The sequence below is a fragment of the Nocardia sp. No.11 genome (assembly GCF_038752175.1).
In the GTDB taxonomy this organism is placed as follows: domain Bacteria; phylum Actinomycetota; class Actinomycetes; order Mycobacteriales; family Mycobacteriaceae; genus Nocardia; species Nocardia canadensis.
On the sequence record NZ_JBCGFB010000027.1, the window covers coordinates 20938 to 37191 of the forward strand.

12 protein-coding genes are annotated in these 16254 nt (G+C 69.4%); 4 read left to right on the plus strand and 8 right to left on the minus strand.

What is annotated here, in order from left to right; all coding sequences use genetic code 11:
* Positions 1-7 precede the first annotated feature (7 nt).
* From rpsK to infA, 4 genes are all read right to left on the minus strand, one after another.
* A complete protein-coding gene (gene rpsK, locus V8688_RS11335) occupies positions 8-421 on the minus strand; it encodes a 30S ribosomal protein S11 (protein ID WP_019045110.1) in 414 nt (137 codons plus the stop codon).
* Between the two features lie 9 nt (positions 422-430).
* Positions 431-802 (minus strand): 30S ribosomal protein S13, encoded by a 372-nt coding sequence (rpsM, locus tag V8688_RS11340; protein ID WP_019045109.1) that lies wholly within the window; start codon positions 800-802, stop codon positions 431-433.
* 179 nt (positions 803-981) lie between these two features.
* Positions 982-1095, minus strand: coding sequence for a 50S ribosomal protein L36 (gene rpmJ / locus V8688_RS11345; protein ID WP_011207363.1), 114 nt, complete (start codon positions 1093-1095; stop codon positions 982-984).
* Between the two features lie 149 nt (positions 1096-1244).
* A complete protein-coding gene (infA, locus tag V8688_RS11350; protein ID WP_003418601.1) occupies positions 1245-1466 on the minus strand; it encodes a translation initiation factor IF-1 in 222 nt (73 codons plus the stop codon).
* A 269-nt stretch (positions 1467-1735) separates the two neighbouring features.
* Here infA and V8688_RS11355 point away from each other — a divergent pair, with 269 nt between their 5' ends.
* The gene (locus V8688_RS11355; RefSeq protein ID WP_342800767.1) at positions 1736-5173 is read left to right on the plus strand and encodes an AAA family ATPase; all 3438 of its coding nucleotides are present in this window, start codon (positions 1736-1738) and stop codon (positions 5171-5173) included.
* A gap of 21 nt (positions 5174-5194) precedes the next feature.
* Here V8688_RS11355 and V8688_RS11360 read toward each other — a convergent pair whose 3' ends face one another.
* Positions 5195-5587, minus strand: a complete 393-nt coding sequence (locus V8688_RS11360) for a DUF4254 domain-containing protein (RefSeq protein WP_218717565.1) — start codon at positions 5585-5587, stop codon at positions 5195-5197.
* Positions 5588-5868: 281 nt separating this feature from the next.
* Here V8688_RS11360 and V8688_RS11365 point away from each other — a divergent pair, with 281 nt between their 5' ends.
* Together V8688_RS11365 and V8688_RS11370 are read left to right on the plus strand one after the other, a co-directional pair.
* On the plus strand, positions 5869-6678 hold the full coding sequence (locus tag V8688_RS11365) for a GntR family transcriptional regulator (RefSeq protein WP_255587460.1): 810 nt from the start codon (positions 5869-5871) through the stop codon (positions 6676-6678).
* A complete protein-coding gene (locus V8688_RS11370; protein ID WP_218717563.1) occupies positions 6675-7274 on the plus strand; it encodes a GNAT family N-acetyltransferase in 600 nt (199 codons plus the stop codon). The genes V8688_RS11365 and V8688_RS11370 overlap by 4 nt, the downstream gene beginning before the upstream one ends.
* Positions 7275-7278: 4 nt before the next feature.
* Here the strand turns inward: V8688_RS11370 and eccCa are convergent, their stop codons facing one another.
* Genes eccCa through eccD form a run of 3 tightly spaced genes read right to left on the minus strand, consistent with a single transcriptional unit; the run spans position 7279 to position 14224 of the window.
* A complete protein-coding gene (gene eccCa, locus V8688_RS11375) occupies positions 7279-11349 on the minus strand; it encodes a type VII secretion protein EccCa (protein ID WP_342800768.1) in 4071 nt (1356 codons plus the stop codon).
* 11 nt (positions 11350-11360) lie between these two features.
* A complete protein-coding gene (gene mycP, locus V8688_RS11380) occupies positions 11361-12767 on the minus strand; it encodes a type VII secretion-associated serine protease mycosin (RefSeq protein ID WP_218717561.1) in 1407 nt (468 codons plus the stop codon).
* The gene (gene eccD, locus V8688_RS11385; RefSeq protein WP_308248426.1) at positions 12764-14224 is read right to left on the minus strand and encodes a type VII secretion integral membrane protein EccD; all 1461 of its coding nucleotides are present in this window, start codon (positions 14222-14224) and stop codon (positions 12764-12766) included. The genes mycP and eccD overlap by 4 nt, the downstream gene beginning before the upstream one ends.
* A 157-nt stretch (positions 14225-14381) precedes the next feature.
* Between eccD and eccA the strand changes: the two genes are divergently transcribed.
* Positions 14382-16223 carry a type VII secretion AAA-ATPase EccA gene (eccA, locus tag V8688_RS11390; RefSeq protein ID WP_218717560.1) on the plus strand — a complete coding sequence of 614 codons (1842 nt, stop codon included), beginning with the start codon at positions 14382-14384 and terminating at the stop codon, positions 16221-16223.
* Positions 16224-16254 lie beyond the last annotated feature (31 nt).

The following is a 16254-nucleotide window of genomic DNA, read 5'->3' on the forward strand; positions in this document are numbered from 1 at the left end:
TTTCCCGCTAGACGCGACGACGCTTGGGCGGCCGGCAGCCGTTGTGGGGCTGGGGGGTGACGTCGGAGATCGAGCCGACCTCGAGGCCTGCGGCCTGGAGCGAACGGATCGCGGTCTCGCGGCCCGAACCCGGGCCCTTCACGAACACGTCGACCTTCTTGACACCGTTCTCCTGCGCCTTGCGGGCAGCGTTCTCGGCGGCGAGCTGCGCGGCGAACGGGGTGCTCTTACGCGAACCCTTGAAGCCGACGTGGCCCGACGACGCCCACGAGATGACATTGCCCTCGGGGTCGGTGATCGAGACGATGGTGTTGTTGAACGTGCTCTTGATGTGCGCGTGGCCGTGCGGGATGTTCTTCTTATCCCGGCGACGCGACTTCTGAGTCTTCTTCGGGCCAGCGGCCCGGCTCTTCGGAGGCATACGCTATCCCTACTTCTTCTTGCCGGCGACGGTCTTCTTCGGACCCTTGCGCGTACGCGCGTTGGTCTTGGTGCGCTGACCACGAACGGGCAGGCCACGACGGTGGCGGATGCCCTGGTAGCAGCCGATCTCGATCTTGCGGCGAATATCGGCCTGGACCTCGCGGCGCAGGTCACCTTCGACCTTGAACTCCGACGCCTCGATGTAGTCGCGGAGCTTGGTCAGGTCGTCGTCGCTGAGATCCTTCGAGCGCAGGTCCGGGCTGACGCCGGTCTGAGCCAGGATCTCGGTGGCGCGGGTGCGCCCGATTCCGAAAATGTAGGTCAACGCGATCTCCATGCGCTTTTCGCGCGGGAGATCGACGCCCATCAGACGTGCCATGTGGCAGGTTCCTTAATGGTTGCGGAGGTCTGCTCCCTGTCCGTCCCCCCGTCTTTCAGGTGGGGGCACCGGCCTCCGTACCGGTGGTTGGCGCGCACAGCCTGCGTGCGTGCTGGAGCTGGGAGTTCTTCTTTTCGGTCAGTCCGATCAGACGATCGGTGCCCGGCGGTGAGGCTGGATCAGCCCTGACGCTGCTTGTGGCGCAGGTTGTCGCAGATCACCATGACCCGGCCGTGGCGGCGGATCACCTTGCACTTCTCGCAGATCTTCTTGACGCTCGGCTGAACCTTCACGTCCGTCCAATCTTTTCTTGGTCCACTAAGGGTCTGTGAACACAGTTTTTCCCCAGCCGACGACTGGGGAAGTCTTGTAGCGCGCTCCGACCAGGGCCGGAACACCATGCGACGCCGCGTGCCGTCAGGCTCGCGGCGTCGAGCGGGTCTCACTTGTAGCGGTAGACAATCCGGCCGCGAGAGAGGTCGTACGGCGACAGCTCGACGACCACACGGTCTTCCGGAAGGATACGAATGTAGTGCTGCCGCATCTTTCCGCTGATGTGCGCGAGAACCTTGTGACCGTTCTCGAGCTCGATCCGGAACATCGCATTGGGCAGCGGCTCGACAACTCGACCCTCGACCTCGATGGCCCCGTCTTTCTTCGCCATATCCTCCGCGATCCCGGTTATGCTTCTAACCTGAGTTGGATTGCCTCGTAGCTGCTCGCTGGCATGCGAGCAGTCGGCGCATAGGTGCACCGCCGCTCAAGCTTACCGGTACTGCACTCCAGAGGCAAAAACGCCCCGAACCGGCCGCCGGTCCGGCGGGGTCGGCCGCCCGGACCGCCCACCACCGCGCCGGGGTTGTCGCGTAAACTCACCGGCGTCGGAGATGTGGGTCGAGCAGATCGGGGGACCCTGGTGAGCGGAACGCGCCGGTGAGTCGTAACAACGACAGCCTCCCCATGTTGCCGCCGTGGCTGTCGGAGAGCGAAGTCACCCAGGTCGGCTACGAGGCTCCGGTCGAGAACCTCCCCCAGGACGACCTGATCGACGAGGCACCCAAACGCCGCCGCTTCATGGGCCGTGGCGGGAACGACGATGCCAAGAAGGACAAGCGCGGCCGCCGGCGCAAAGGCGAGGACCAGCAGCCCGAGCAGCACCGGCCCGATCCCGCCCCCGAGCCCATCGCGCAGCGGCCACCCGCCGAACAGCCGCCCAGGCGGCAGTCGGAGTGGACCGCCGAGAACGCCAACCCACTGATTCCCGGCGATCAGCCGAACGCCGGATGGCCGGGTGGACCGACCGTCGGCGCTGGTTCGCCGCCGCCGTGGCCGCAGGAGCGGGCACCGTACAACGACAGCGCCCCGGTGGCACCGCCCGCACCCGCGCCCACCGGCGACCCGTCGATGCCCACGGGTACCTCCTTTCCACAGAGCCCGCCGTCGCACGGTGGCCCGGCCGCCGCGCCGCAGGTCGGCCCGACCGGCCCGCACGAGAGCTCCGCCGCCTCCTACGCCGACCCGGTGTCCCCCACCGGTCCGCCCCATCACTCCGCCACCTCCTACGCCGACCCGACCGCACCGGCGGACGACCATTCCGGCCCTGCCCTGCCCACACGCACGCCCGCGCCACCGTCGAACGGGTTCACCCCCCTGGGCCCCGGCCAGCAACAGCGCCAGCTCCCCGACCTGCCGCCGCCCCCGCCGCTGCCGGATCCGCCCACGCGCACCCGGCCGACCGAAGCGCCACCGCGCCTGACCGCACCGGGCGAGCCCTCCACCTCTGCCCCGTCCGACCCGCTCCTCGGCCCGATGCCGACGTCCGCCGTCGAATCGCCCGCGCCGTCGACCGGTAGCGCTGACCCGCTGCTCGGCCCGGCCTCCGCTGCTACACCCGCGCCGTCGACGGGTAGTGCTGATCCGTTGGTCGGCCCGTCTTCCGCTGCCACACCCAGGCCATCGACCAGCGGCGCCGACTCGCTCCTCGGCCCGGTGACGAATGCCGCTACCGGTGCTCCGTCGACCGGTGCCGCCTCGGTGGGCGGGTGGCCGACGCCCGATGACGCGGTCGCCGACGTGCGCCCGCCGTCGCCGGAAGCGCACTCCGCGCGCACGCCCGACCAGGCATCTGCGCCCGTTGCCCGACCACTGCCGGACCCGGCCGATGCCGCACCGGCGAAGTCGGGCGAACTCGCCCCGTCCGAGTCCAGCGAACAGGCAGGCAGCACCCGCGGTCGGCACAGCCTCGATCAGCCGGAGTCCGCAGCCCCGACGAGCGGTGACACGGCATCGGCGGCACCGGATGCCACGCGGACTCCCCCGCGCCTGCCGGAACCGCCCGCGCGCCTAAACGACCGGTCCGCCACGGGTATCACGCACCCCGCCGACACACTGTCACCTGACGCCTCACGGATTCCGCCACCCCTGCCGGAACCGCCTGCGCGCCTGGACAACCCGTCGACCTCCGACACACCGACGCGTCCAGCGACATCGGCGGAGGCCACCCCGCGCACTGCACCGTCACCTGACGATGCCGCGCCCACCACAGCCGCGCCGGCCGACGCCACCACTCGCATGAGCCTGCCGGGTGATCTCACCGGCGGTAGGCCGTCGAGTGCCCCCGAGTCCCGGTCCGCTTACAGCGCAGGCGAATCCACGCCGCCCAGCGGCGCGGGGTCCCCGTATCGTCCCGGCGAGTCGATCGCTCCGCCGCAGGCGCCGGGCCCCGAGCAGTCGCACTACGTCTCGCAGACGCCGACCTACCATTCGTCGCAGTACAAGGCGATTCCCGGCGATCCGTCGCACGGCACGGGTACCCCGTCGACGCCGGACGCGCAGACCGAGATGTTCCGCGGCGACGACCCGCGGATTCAGGCCGCTCGGAATCAAGCCCCCGGCGACTACGCGCCGCCCACCTGGCAGGCCGGACAGCAGCCGCAGGCACCGCAAACCGGTTTCCGCTCCGGCGAATTCGCGCAGCCACCGAACCCGGTCTCGCCGTATCAGCAGGCCCCTGGCCGGTACCAGCCGAGCGATCCCGCGCACCACCTGCCCGAGTCGTATCACCGTCCGGACGGCGCGCCCGTACCGCAGCCCGATGGCGCCGCCACACCGCACCAGCGTCCCGACGGCACGCAGGCCGAGGCGACCCGGCACTACCAGCAGCCCGATGCGGCCCAGGTCCCGCCGTACCAGCGGCCGGACGGCGCGGCACCGCAATTGCCGCCCGATGGTTCCCCGGCACCGCAGTACCTGCCCGATGGCACCCCCGCGCCGCAGTTCCAGCGCCCCGACGGAGTCCAGCCGTACCAGCAGCCGGGTGACGTCGCGCCCCAGCAGTTCCAGGGCGGCCCGACCGTGCCGCCGTACCAGCAGGCACCGGGTCAGTACCAGCAACCCGGCCAGTACCAGCAGCCCGGCTGGGGCGCGCACGCCCAGCACGGCTACCAGCCGCCGTCGCTCGACAACGTGCCGGTCAAGCGGGTCAAGAAGGCGCCGGGCAGTGGCTGGCGTAAAGCGGTGCACCATGTTTCGGGTGGTGCGATCAATCCGGGGATGTCCGCCGAGGAGCGGCGCCTGCAGGAACTGGTCGCCCGCATCCGGCAGCCGGTGCGCGGTGACTACCGGATCGCGGTGCTCTCGCTCAAGGGCGGTGTCGGCAAGACGACGACCACCACCGGCCTCGGTTCGATCTTCGCCTCGATCCGCGGCGACCGGGTGATCGCGGTCGACGCCAATCCCGACTTCGGCACCCTGTCGCAGCGCGTGGCCTTGCAGACCCGCTCGACCGTGCGCGACCTGCTGCTCGATCCGTCGATCGAGCGCTACTCCGATGTCCGCCGCCACACCTCGCAGAGTTCGAGCAGGCTGGAAGTGCTTGCCAGCGAACGGGATCCGGCCGCGTCGGAGTCGTTCAACGACGAGGAGTACCGGGCCGTGGCCCGGATCCTGCAGCGGTTCTACAACATCATTCTCACCGACTGCGGCACCGGCCTGATGCACTCGGCGATGAGCGGCGTGCTCGATCTGGCGCACTCACTGGTGCTGATCTCGTCGGCGGCGATCGACGGCGCGCGCAGTGCCGCGGCGACGCTGGACTGGCTGTCGCTGCACGGGCACGACCACCTGGTCCGCAACGCGGTCGTGGTGATCAATCTGCCGCGTGAGGGTTCACCGAATGTCGGTGTTCAGCAATTGCGCGAGTACTTCCTCTCGCGCTGCCGGGCCGTGCACATCATCCCGTTCGACGAGCACCTGTCGGAGGGCGCCGAGATCGATCTGCACCGGCTGCACAAGACGACCAAGCGGGCGTACGTGGAACTGGCGGCGACCGTCGCCGACGAGTTCGGGGTAGACCACCACCGCTTCGGCTGAGAGACGCCGCGGGCCGACCGGTCACCACTCCGGCAGCCTGCGGCGACCGGCGATCACGTCGCGGACCAGGTCGTCGTAGGCGTCGGCCAGTTCGGCCAGGTGGTGCCACGCGCAGTGCAGCATCTCGTCGTTGGCGGGCATGGTCATCAGGGCGTGGTGCGCCCGCACCGAGGACTCGGCCAGCCGGTCGATGACCGCGCCGATCGTCTCGGTGTGCAGGGTCGCGCCCAGGCGGTGCTGCGGGACGCCGCGATGCACCCAGTCGTCGATCGCGAGGACCAGTTCGGCTCGGCGGCAATCGATCTCACGCAGGACCACCGGATCGGTGTCGACGAATCCGCCGCGCCCGACGATGCGCTTCTCGTGCAGGACCGCGAGATCACGCGCGAACCACAGCAGTGGTCCCCCCACCACCCGATGTCCGCGACACGCCCGGACGAGAAGGTCGGAGAGCGGCAGGAGGCCGGTAGTCGCCGGCGGCCCGGCGGGATCGACACACCGCAAGGTGTCGGGGAAAGCCATTACGACCGTAGAACTCTCCGCACCAGCCACGTTGCCTCGCCGTCGTCGCCGCACAGCACCGGATCAGGACGTTCATTACAATAAACCTCGCAAGCTTCCTGTCAAGCATTACTCGGCCGTAGGTAACGCAGACGAGTACACTTCGTTACCTGCACGACCTACCGAGGAGCATGATGGCGGACGGTCCGACCTACCTCCGGATCGCAGACCTCCTCCGCGAGGAGATCCGCGCGGGCACGTGGAAGCCGGGCGATCGACTGCCCAGTCATGCCGAACTGGCCGAGCAGATGCAGGTCTCGATCACCACCTCGCGCAACGCGATCCAAGTGCTCGTCGCCGAAAACCTTGTCTACACAGCTACTTCCCGCGGCACCATCGTCCGAAACCAGGAAGTACTGGAATCGGTGGTCACCGACCACATCCGCCCGGACCGGCCGCGCTCGGCGCACGACATCTTCGAAGAGATCGCGCGCGCCGCCAACCGCGAGCCCGCCAAGGAGTTCAGCACCAGGATGGAGCCCGCCGACGACCAGGTCGCGCAATGGCTCGGAGTCGCCGTCGACTCCTGGGTGCTGGCCCGCACAGTGGTGCAATACCTCGACAACGAACCGTGGTCGTGGGAGGTGAGTTTCTACCCACGCGATCTCGCCGAAGCCGCCGGCATCGATTCCCCCCACGACATTCCCGAGGGCACCACCCGTCGGCTGGCCGACCGTGGTTACGGCGAGACCGCCCACCGCGACACCCTCGCCGCCCGGCCCGCCACCGCCGAGGAGGCGGCCGTGCTCGGCGTCGCCACCGGCACCGTCCTGCTCGACCACCTGCGCATCGGCGCCAACCACGAACGGGTCACCCGGGCGACCCGGCATCGTTCCCTGGCGGGCCGCAACCGGCTGGCCTACCAACTCGGCGACGCGGCGGGCACCGCCGTCATCGCCCACACCCTCGGCATCGCACCCGGACCTGCCGTCGCATTGCCATGACCGTGGGGATGCGCCCGGCCGCCCTGGGCGACCTGCCGCTGATCTGCCGCCTGCGGGTGCAACGCACCGCCTGGCTCACCGCGCGCGGTTCCGACCAGTGGACGGTCGCGGGCCGGGGCCGTCCCATCGAGATCTTCGCCGGCGCGGTCGGCCGGGCGCTGGACGCGGGCGAGACGTGGATCGCCGAGGTCGACGGGGAACCGGCGGGCACGATCACCGTCAACCAGCGGGCCGATCCGGGCCTGTGGTCGCCGTGGGAGCTGGCCGAGGCGGTGATCGTGCATTTCATGATCGTGGACCTGCGGTTCGCGGGCAGACAGGTCGGGCATCGGATGCTCGCGCACGCCGCCCGGCTGGCCGATCAGAAGCACCGCGACTGGGTCCGGCTCGACGCCTGGACGTCCAACCACCAACTCCACGAGTACTACCGCCGGGCAGGCTTCACGCTGGCGCGCATCGCGGGGCCGCGCGCGGACGGCCCGTCCTGCGCCCTGTTCGAGCGACGGACCGACAGCTGGTGCGGCCCGCCGATCTCCCGGCAGACCCACCACCGGGCCGGTACCCAGGCGCTGCCGATCGGCCGACTGCCCGGCTGACCCGCTACACCGGCGGCAGGTCGGCGATGTGGACCAACTCGATGCCCTGACTGCGCGAGACCAGCGTGCCGCGACCGGGCGGCATCTTGCTCGGGCGCACGTCACCGACCAGCTTTCCCTCGTCCCTTGACCCGCTCATGATCAAGGTCTGGACCGACAGGTTCTTCATCGCACCGAGCACCGGGTCGTAGAGCGCACGCGAGGCGCCACCGATCCGGCGGGTGACGACGAGATGCAGGCCGATGTCACGGGCCTGGGGCAGGTACTCGAGCAGCGGCGCGAACGGATTGCCCGAACCGGTGACCACCATGTCGTAGTCGTCGACGACGACATAGATCTCCGGGCCCGACCACCAGCTGCGTTCGCGCAGCTGCTGCTGGGTGATGTCGGAGCCGGGGATCCGCTTGGCCAGGTAGGCGGCGACCTCCTGGATCATCGGCCCACAGGTCTGCGACGAGGTCGAATAGCCTGCCAGCTGGTCACCCTCGAGTACGCCGAGCATCGTGCGCCGGTAGTCGATCAGGATCACCCTCGCCTCGGCGGCGGTGGACTGTTCGGCGATGCTCATCACGATGTTGCGCAGCAACGTGGTCTTGCCGCATTCCACGTCGGCGAAGGCCATGAAGTGGGGCTCGATCCCGAAATCGAGTACCAGTGGCTGCAATTCGGACTCGCCGAGACCGACGACGACCTTGGTGCGATCCAGTACGACGCCCTGGTCCCTGGCGGCGGCGATGACCTGCTCGCGCGGGAAGCTCAGCGGCAGCATGCGCACTTCGGGCGCGCGCCGGCCGGGGTAGAGCGCGATCAGCTCCTCGCGTGCCCTGGTGACGCCGTCGGCGATGCTCGCGGGATCGGAGTCGGAATCCAAGCGGGGCAACGCGATCAGCATGTGCAGTTGTTCGGCGGTGAGACCGCGGCCCGGCCTGCCGACCGGAACCTGGTGCGCGGTGCGGCGATTCATCTCGGAATCACCCGGGTCACCGAGGCGCAGCTCGAGCCGGGTGCCGATCTGGTCCTTGACCACCGGGCGGATCTCCGCCCAGCGGGACGCGCCGATCATCAGGTGGACGCCGAACGAGAGACCCTGGGTGGCGATGGCGTTGATCTGCGGTTCCAGCAGATCGAATTCCTCACGGATGGCGCCCCATCCGTCGATCACCAGGAAGACGTCGCCGAACTGGTCGGCGGACATCGGGTCCCCGGGTGGCGCGGTGGTGCCGTTGATCTGTCTGGCTTCCAGCGCCGAGAACTTGCGCCTGCGGAACTCGGTCATCGACTCGATGCCCAGTTCGGCGAACCGTTCCTCGCGCTGCCGCATCAGGGTGGTGAGCTCGGCGATGGTGCGCCGCACCCGGTCACCGTCGAGCCGGCCCGCCACCGAACCGACGTGCGGGACGCCGACCAGGCCGGCCATACTGCCGCCACCGAAGTCCAGGCAGTAGAACTGCACCTGTTCGGGCGTGTGGGTGGCGGCCGCGGCCATGATGATGGTGCGCAGCGTCGTCGACTTGCCCGACTGCGGGCCACCGACCACGGCGACATTGCCCTGCGCGCCGGCCAGATTGATGGTCAGCACGTCGCGCCGCTGTTCGTAGGGCTTGTCGATCACGCCGATCGGCATCCACAGCTGACCGTGCCGGTTCACCGGCGAGCGCCAATCCGGGTCGGGCAGCAGCATGTCCGCGGTCGGCGATTCCTCCAGCGGCGGCAGCCAGACCTCGTGGGCCGGGCGGCCGTGGCCGGTCAGCCGCTTGACGACGACGTCGAGCAGCGAGTCCGGAATCCCCTCCTCGGCGACCGGAACGCTCGGCGGTGGCGGCGGCAGTTCCAGCCTGCCGCGCAGGATCGGATCGTCGTCGGTCTCGATCGGCTCCGGCGTGGCATCGGTGACCTCGACCGGCGCGGCGGTGAACACCACCGGTCGCTGGCCGCCCATCGGCGCGCCGTCGTCGTCGACGACGGTGCCGACGGGCGCCACATACGGACCCGAGACATAGCTCGCGTTGAATCGGAGCGGCTCGGACGCATCGCTTTTCAGATAGCCGGCGCCGGGCACACTGGGCAGGTGATAGGCGTCGGTGATGCCGAGCACCGCGCGCGACTCGTTGGCCGAGAAGGTACGCAAACCGATCCGGTAGGACAGATGCGACTCCAGGCCGCGCAGCTTGTTCTCCTCCAGGCGCTGCGAGGCCAGCAGCAGATGGACGTGCAGCGAGCGCCCGAGCCGGCCGATCATGACGAACAGCTCGGCGAAGTCCGGCTTCTGCGAGAGCAATTCGGAGAACTCGTCGACGACCACGAACAGCGCGGGTAGCGGATCGAGCGGAACGCCCGCCGCCCTGGCCTTCTCGTAGTCGTTGACGTTGGCGTAGTTGCCCGCCGAGCGCAGCAGCTCCTGGCGGCGGTTCATCTCACCGGCGAGCGCGTCCTTCATGCGGTCGACCAGGGAGAGTTCGTCTTCCAGGTTGGTGATCACGGCCGCGACGTGCGGCAACGAGTCGAGCCCGAGGAAGGTCGCGCCGCCCTTGAAGTCGACGAGCACCAGGTTGAGCGCGTCCGGCGAATGCGTGGTGACCAGTGAGAGCACCAGCGTGCGCAGGAATTCCGACTTGCCGGAGCCGGTCGCGCCGATGCACAGCCCATGCGGGCCCATGCCGTTCTCCGCGGATTCCTTGATGTCGATCTCGACCGGCGTGCCGTCCGGTGTGATGCCGATCGGCACCCGCAGCCGCTCGCGCGCGGTGCGTGGCCGCCACACCCTGGCCGGATCGATCTGGGCCGCATCGGGAATGCGCAGCAGCGCCATCAGGCCGGGGTCGCTGGTGGTCCCCTCGCCCAGGCTGACGATCTGCGCGGCTGTCGCCACCCGGTACCGCGCCAGGGCGCGGGCGAATGCCGCGGCCTCGGCCACGCTGACCTCGTCGGCGGTGGCGAAGCGCTCCACGCCTGCGGCGCTGCGCGCCGACACCGCACCGTCGCCGACGACCAGCTGCAGACCACGCCGCGCCGCGAGACCGTTCTCGGGTGCGGTCAGGTCGAGCACGGTCACCGAGTCGAGCCCGGATTCGCTGATGATGCGCTCGTTTCCGCTGATGTAGCCGTCATCGATCACCACGACCACGTGCAGCCGGCCCTGGGTCGGCTGCGGGTTGCGCATGAACCGGCCGCGTTCCATCAGTTCGGTCTGCAACGCGGATTCGAGCTCGCCGAGCGAGGTGTAGATCATCCGGGCGGAGCCGAGTCCGTCGCGCACCGACGGATGCTGCACGTGCGGCAGCCATTTCGCCCAGGCCCAGTGCCCGTCCGGGTCGGCGCAGACGATCGCGACGACGAGGTTGTCCGGTCCGTGGAAGGTGGTCAGCTCCATCAGCATGGCGCGCACCAGTTCACGGCCTTCGTCGAGGTCGCCGCCGATATTGATGGCGGGGAACGCGCGCATCGACACCGCGGTCGGCAACTCGTGCACGACCGAATGGGTGCGCACGAACCGGCGCAGCGCCACGGTCGAGACCGGCTCGAGGTCTTCCAGCGGACCGGTCTCCGGACGCGCCAGCTTGGTGGCGAGGCGATGGCTGCCGACGCCGACCCGCACGTGCCCGAAATCCGGGTCGTTGGGGCGGCGCTCCCACATCCGCCTGCTGCCGATCAGTGCGGGCAGGTCGGCCGGTTCGGGATGACTCCAGCCGAGCGTCTCCAGCTGTTTGCTGCCGGTGGTGCGCACGTCCTTGCGCACCTGATCGAGGTACCGGAAGTAGTCCTTGCGTTCCTCGTTGAGCTCGACGGCGCGCTTGGGGCCGCCCCCGCGCATGCCGGCCATCATGCCGACCATCGACATGAGCATCATCATCGGGAACATCATCATCATCGGATTGGCCAGCAGATTGCGGCCCATCGAGACCATCATCGCGATCATGCCGACGACCGCGACCACCATGATGACCGGCATCAGCTTCATCATCAGCGGCGACGGGATGGCGCGCTGGATCTCCGGCGGCGGGGTGAGCGCGACTTCACCGCCCGGTGCGCGCGGCGGCGCGATCCGGGGGCGACGAACGAAACCTTCGGTAGCCATCGATCCCTCTACTACTCGAATTCCTGGTTGAGGTCGGCACCGCGCCTGCGGAACGGAAAGCCGAACGCGGCGCCGATTCCCAACGCGGCCAACAGGGTCAGCGAACCGATGATCGCGACCCGGCGCGGTCGCGGATCCGGCTCGGGTGCCACGTAGGGCGCCGCGATCGCGTGCCCGACATCGGCGCCCTCGCTCGGTGGCTCGGTGGCCAGCGGCGCGGTGAGCGCGGCCAGCGGATCGATCAGGCCGGCCCCGATGGCGTCGTCGCGCCCGCGGCCCGGCGCGTGCGCGGTGCGAGTGATCCGTTCGATCACCTGCTGCGCGGACAGTTCCGGATAGCGCGACCGGATCAGCGCGGCCAGCCCGGCGACATACGGTGCGGCGAAACTGGTTCCGTCGACCGGCTGCACGCCGTCCATCGTCTGGACTCCGTCGACCAGGCCCGCGCCGCCCGGTTTGCTGTCCAGCGACACGATGTTGCGCCCGATCGCGGCGGCCCCGATCCACGGACCACGCAGCGACAGCGCCGAGGGTTTGCCGTCGGCGTCGACCGAGCCGACCGCGAGCACGTACGGGGCGAACCAGGCCGGCGAGGCGACGGTGGTCACCGAACTCCAGCCCGAACCTTCGTTCTGGTTCTGGCACGGTCCGCCCTGCTCCACATTGCCCGCGGCCGCGACGACCACCACATTGCGGTCGTAGGCGTACTTCACGGCAGCGCCGAGCGCGCCGTCGGCGGTGTTGGAACCGGCCGCGGTGCACGCTACTTCGGAAATGTTGATCACGGTCGCGCCCATGTCGACCGCGCGGACGACGGCGCCGGCGAGGGTGAGCACGCTGCCGTATCCGTCGCTGCGCAACGACCCCTGCGACTTGTCCGCGCCGCGATCCTTGGCTTCGTAGGCGAGGCTGAGCTGGCGGATGGTGAGGATCTCCGCCTCGGGAGCGACCCCGACGAACGCGTCCTCGGGTGCGGGCCGCGCGGCGATGATGCCCGCCACCAGCGTGCCGTGCCCGTCGCAGTCGACAGTGCCGTCGGAATCGCTCACGTAGTCACCGCCCGCCTGCAGCGCGGGTAGCCGCGGATGCCGGTTGACGCCGGTGTCGATCACCGCGACCTTCTGACCGGCGCCGCGGCTGAACTGCCAGGCCGAGGGCAGGTCGAGCACCCGCTGCGCCATCGGTGGCTCACTCGGCGCGCTCCCGCGCAGCACGGGTTCGGCGCACAGTTCGCGCTGTTCGGTCGGCTCGAGCGGGGCCGGCCTGCCGCTGAGCGCGAGCGCCGCGTCGAGCGCGCCCTGGTCGATCCGGGGCGGGGCGATCGCGCCTGCGGGCGCCGGGAAACCCGCCACGGCGCCGAGCACGGTCGCCGCGCAGGTCAGCCGGAGCACCGCGCGCCGCAAGGGTGCGCGGGTCATATGTTGCGAGCGGTCGAGTACACGTCCATGACCCACAGCGCGAGCGGGACCATCGTGATGATCAGCAGATACTCGAAGATTTCGATCATCCGCCTGGTCACCGGGGTCACCTCGAGATGCGGGCCGATCACGCCGAACCCGATCACACTGCCCGCGGTCAGCAACAGCAGTGCGACCGCGACGAATTCCAGCGAATCGTGCCCGAGTCCGAGACCGGTCAGCAGCGCGATCATGATGAGCGCGCCCGCGGTGATCAAGGTGGCCGCCTGCACCAGGTCGGCGTAGGAGCGCCCACGCAGGCAGAGCACGACCGCGGCGACCGCGGCGAGCGCGACGCCACCGGAGTGGAACGGCCCGAGCGGATCGGCCGCACCGACGGCGCCGACCAGCGCGGCGACCGCGCAGGCGATGACCAGCCCGGTCTGGATCTGATTGGCGACACGGGCACGTTCACCGAGACCCGCCGCCGAGGGCAGCGCGATCGCGCCGACGGCGCCGACACCCTCGATCGTCGGCCGCTGTTCGTGGTCGGCGGGGTCGATCGCCCCACCGGCTGTCGGCACCGGCGGAATCGGCAACCGGGCTGTCACCGCGGCCAGCCGCGGCACCGACGACAGCAGGATCACCGCCGCGACCAACACCCCCGCGAACAGCTTGGCCAACCCCGGATGCCACAGCAGGTAGACGGTGCCCGCCACCGCGCCGAACACGCTCAGGGTGATCGCGGCGGCGAACAACCCGGCGCCGATTCCGGTGATCCGGTAGCCCGCGATGGCCGCGACCAGCAGCACGACGCTGCCGAGCAGCACCTGCCCCGCGCCGAGCTGACCGGGCACGATCAGCGCGCCACCGCCGAACAGCAATAGCAGGGCGTCGAGCGAAAGCCAGTTGCCGGTCAGCGAATCCGCGAACTTGCGGGCGGCGATACCGGCGGCCGCCGACGCGGCGATGCCGGTGCCGAGCAGTGCGAACGCCGGAACGAGCGGATCGCTGTCGGCGCGCGAGACCGCGAGCAGCACGAGCGCGGCGACGATCGCGATCGTCGCGATCACCAGTCCGGCCCACCGTGCCGCCGTGCCGGACCAGCCGCGGAACTCGCCTGCGGTGAGCCGGGATACGGCGTCGATCACGTCGTCGAAGAGCGCGGGCGACTCCTTGCGGGTCACCGGGCTCAGTACCAGCAGCTCGCCGTCGTAGACCTCGGCCTCGGTCAGGGTGCGACTCGGCGCGAGGGGGTCCTGCCCGAGCCGGGCCAATGTCCAGTGCTGGGCGCGGACCGGGGCGGAGTCCTCGTCCCCGTCCGGCAGGCGGGGATCACGTGAACGGATCAGGGCCACCAGGTCGCCGATGAATCCGGCGATCGGAACCGTGGCGGGTAGGCCGATGTCGAGCTGCGTATCACCCCCGATCACTGAAACTCGGCATAGTTCGGGCTCATTGCCTAACAACGTCGACACCAGTGATGAACTCTCAGTCGTAGCTGACTACTTCCGTTGCGACCACACGGCAGCGTTACCTAATCTAACGGACAGGGCAAACCGGCGCGATCGAAGTCCCGCCGCCGGATTGAACAGCAGCTGTCCACCAGACGAAGATTTCGGGGTCCGACACCACATGCCAGACATTCGCCAGGCTCAGCGCGCCTTCGACGCGGGCGTCCTCTCGCTCGGTCTGTCCATCGACGGTCAGGAGTCCGCGCGCGACGAAGAGTACGCGAAGCTGGCCTTCCAGCGCGCGACGGAATGGGATTCGTCGATGTGCGACGCGTGGCTCGGCCGCGCCGCCGCAGGCGAAGTGACCAAGGAGGTGCTGTTCAATCTGCATCGCACCAGCCTCGATTCGCTCGGGCGCGAGCAGCGCAGGCTCGGCCTCGCGCCGCGGGCGATGGCGGGCCGGTTCCTCCCCGGCCTCTACATCGACTACCCGCTGGCCGGGCTCACCGAGATCTGGCTCGCGTGGGCGGCCCAGCTGATCGCCGACAAGGACTACGACCAGGCCGAGCAGGTGCTCGACAAGCTGGCCGAGTTGCGCGCCACCCGTGCCGACGATCCGGACAAGCAGATCGACGACCGGATCAGCGCCTACATCCGCGGCATCCTGCACTACAACACCCAGCGCTGGCCCGATGTGATGACCGTGCTCGCCGGCTCGGCGGACTGGAAGGACCCGTACTTGGCCACCGGCGCCAACGTGATGGTCGGTACGGCGTGCGCGCAGCTCGGTCTCTTCGGCGAGGCCATCCGGCGGATGGAACAGGCCGAGGCGGGCCCGATCCCGTCGGCCAAGTTCACCGCGATGTACAACCGGGGCCTGTGCCTGCGGGAATCGGGCAACGAGGCCGAAGCCCAGAAGCTGTTCGAGCAGGTCTATTCGCAGCTGCCCGACTTCGCCGCCAACACCAACGCCATGCGCGATCGCACCTTCCGGATCGTGGTCACCAGCCGCGAGGTGATCGACGCCCGCACCGACAAGTGGGATCCCACCTCGGCCCTCTCGCTGGCCGCGATGAACGAAGCCGCTGCCGAGGACCGCGCGAAAACCGTACTCGCCGAGGCGCGTGCGCAGTTGGACAAGCAGGTCGGTTTGGCGTCGGTGAAGAACCAGGTCGCCAAGCTGCAGTCGTCCGCGCAGCTCGCCAAGATCCGCGCGGGCAAGGGTCTGTCGAGCCAGTCCCGTGGCCAGCATCTGGCCTTCACCGGTCCGCCCGGCACCGGCAAGACCACCATCGCGCGTGTGGTCGCCAAGATCTACTGCGGTGTCGGACTGCTGAAGACCGACAAGGTGGTCGAGGCCAAGCGCGTCGACTTCGTGAGCCAGAACCTCGGTGGCACGGCCATCAAGTCCGAGAAGCTGATCGACAGCGCCATGGACGGCGTGCTGTTCATCGACGAGGCGTACACGCTGATCCAGACCGGTCTTTCCGGCGGTGACGCGTTCGGACGCGAGGCCGTGGACACGCTGCTGGCGCGCATGGAGAACGACCGCGATCGGCTCGTGGTGATCATCGCGGGCTACGACGGCGAGATCGACCGGCTACTGGCCGCCAACGACGGTCTGGCGTCGCGATTCGCCAAGCGCCTCCAATTCCCCTCGTACACAGCCGAAGAACTGGGCCAGATCGGTGAAATCGTCGCGAGCGGACGCGATTCACAGCTGGCGCCGGAAGCACTGGAAACCCTGATCGAGACCTGCCGGTTCCTCTACGACCTGGAGAGCACCGACCAGAGCGGGCAGCCGCGCCGCGGTGTCGACCTGGCGGGCAACGGCCGCTTCATCCGCAACGTGATCGAGGCGGCCGAGGAGGAACGCGAGTTCCGGCTGGCCAACACCGACGGCCTCGACCTGGCCGAGGTCGACGACGACGTGCTCATGCGGATCGAGGAGACCGACATGCGCACCGCGTTGAAGGGGATCGTCGCCACGCTCAATGTGGGTCAGGTGCCGAATCTGAGCTGAGCCCGAATACGGCGGGGGGGGGGGGGGGCCG

Coding starts and splice junctions, on each gene's coding strand:
- rpsK (WP_019045110.1), bottom strand. CDS start 421: ATGCCTCCGAAGAGCCGGGCCGCTGGCCCGAAGAAGACTCAGAAGTCG.
- rpsM (WP_019045109.1), bottom strand. CDS start 802: ATGGCACGTCTGATGGGCGTCGATCTCCCGCGCGAAAAGCGCATGGAG.
- infA (WP_003418601.1), bottom strand. CDS start 1,466: ATGGCGAAGAAAGACGGGGCCATCGAGGTCGAGGGTCGAGTTGTCGAG.
- V8688_RS11365 (WP_255587460.1), top strand. CDS start 5,869: ATGGCGGACGGTCCGACCTACCTCCGGATCGCAGACCTCCTCCGCGAG.
- V8688_RS11370 (WP_218717563.1), top strand. CDS start 6,675: ATGACCGTGGGGATGCGCCCGGCCGCCCTGGGCGACCTGCCGCTGATC.
- eccCa (WP_342800768.1), bottom strand. CDS start 11,349: ATGGCTACCGAAGGTTTCGTTCGTCGCCCCCGGATCGCGCCGCCGCGC.
- mycP (WP_218717561.1), bottom strand. CDS start 12,767: ATGACCCGCGCACCCTTGCGGCGCGCGGTGCTCCGGCTGACCTGCGCG.
- eccA (WP_218717560.1), top strand. CDS start 14,382: ATGCCAGACATTCGCCAGGCTCAGCGCGCCTTCGACGCGGGCGTCCTC.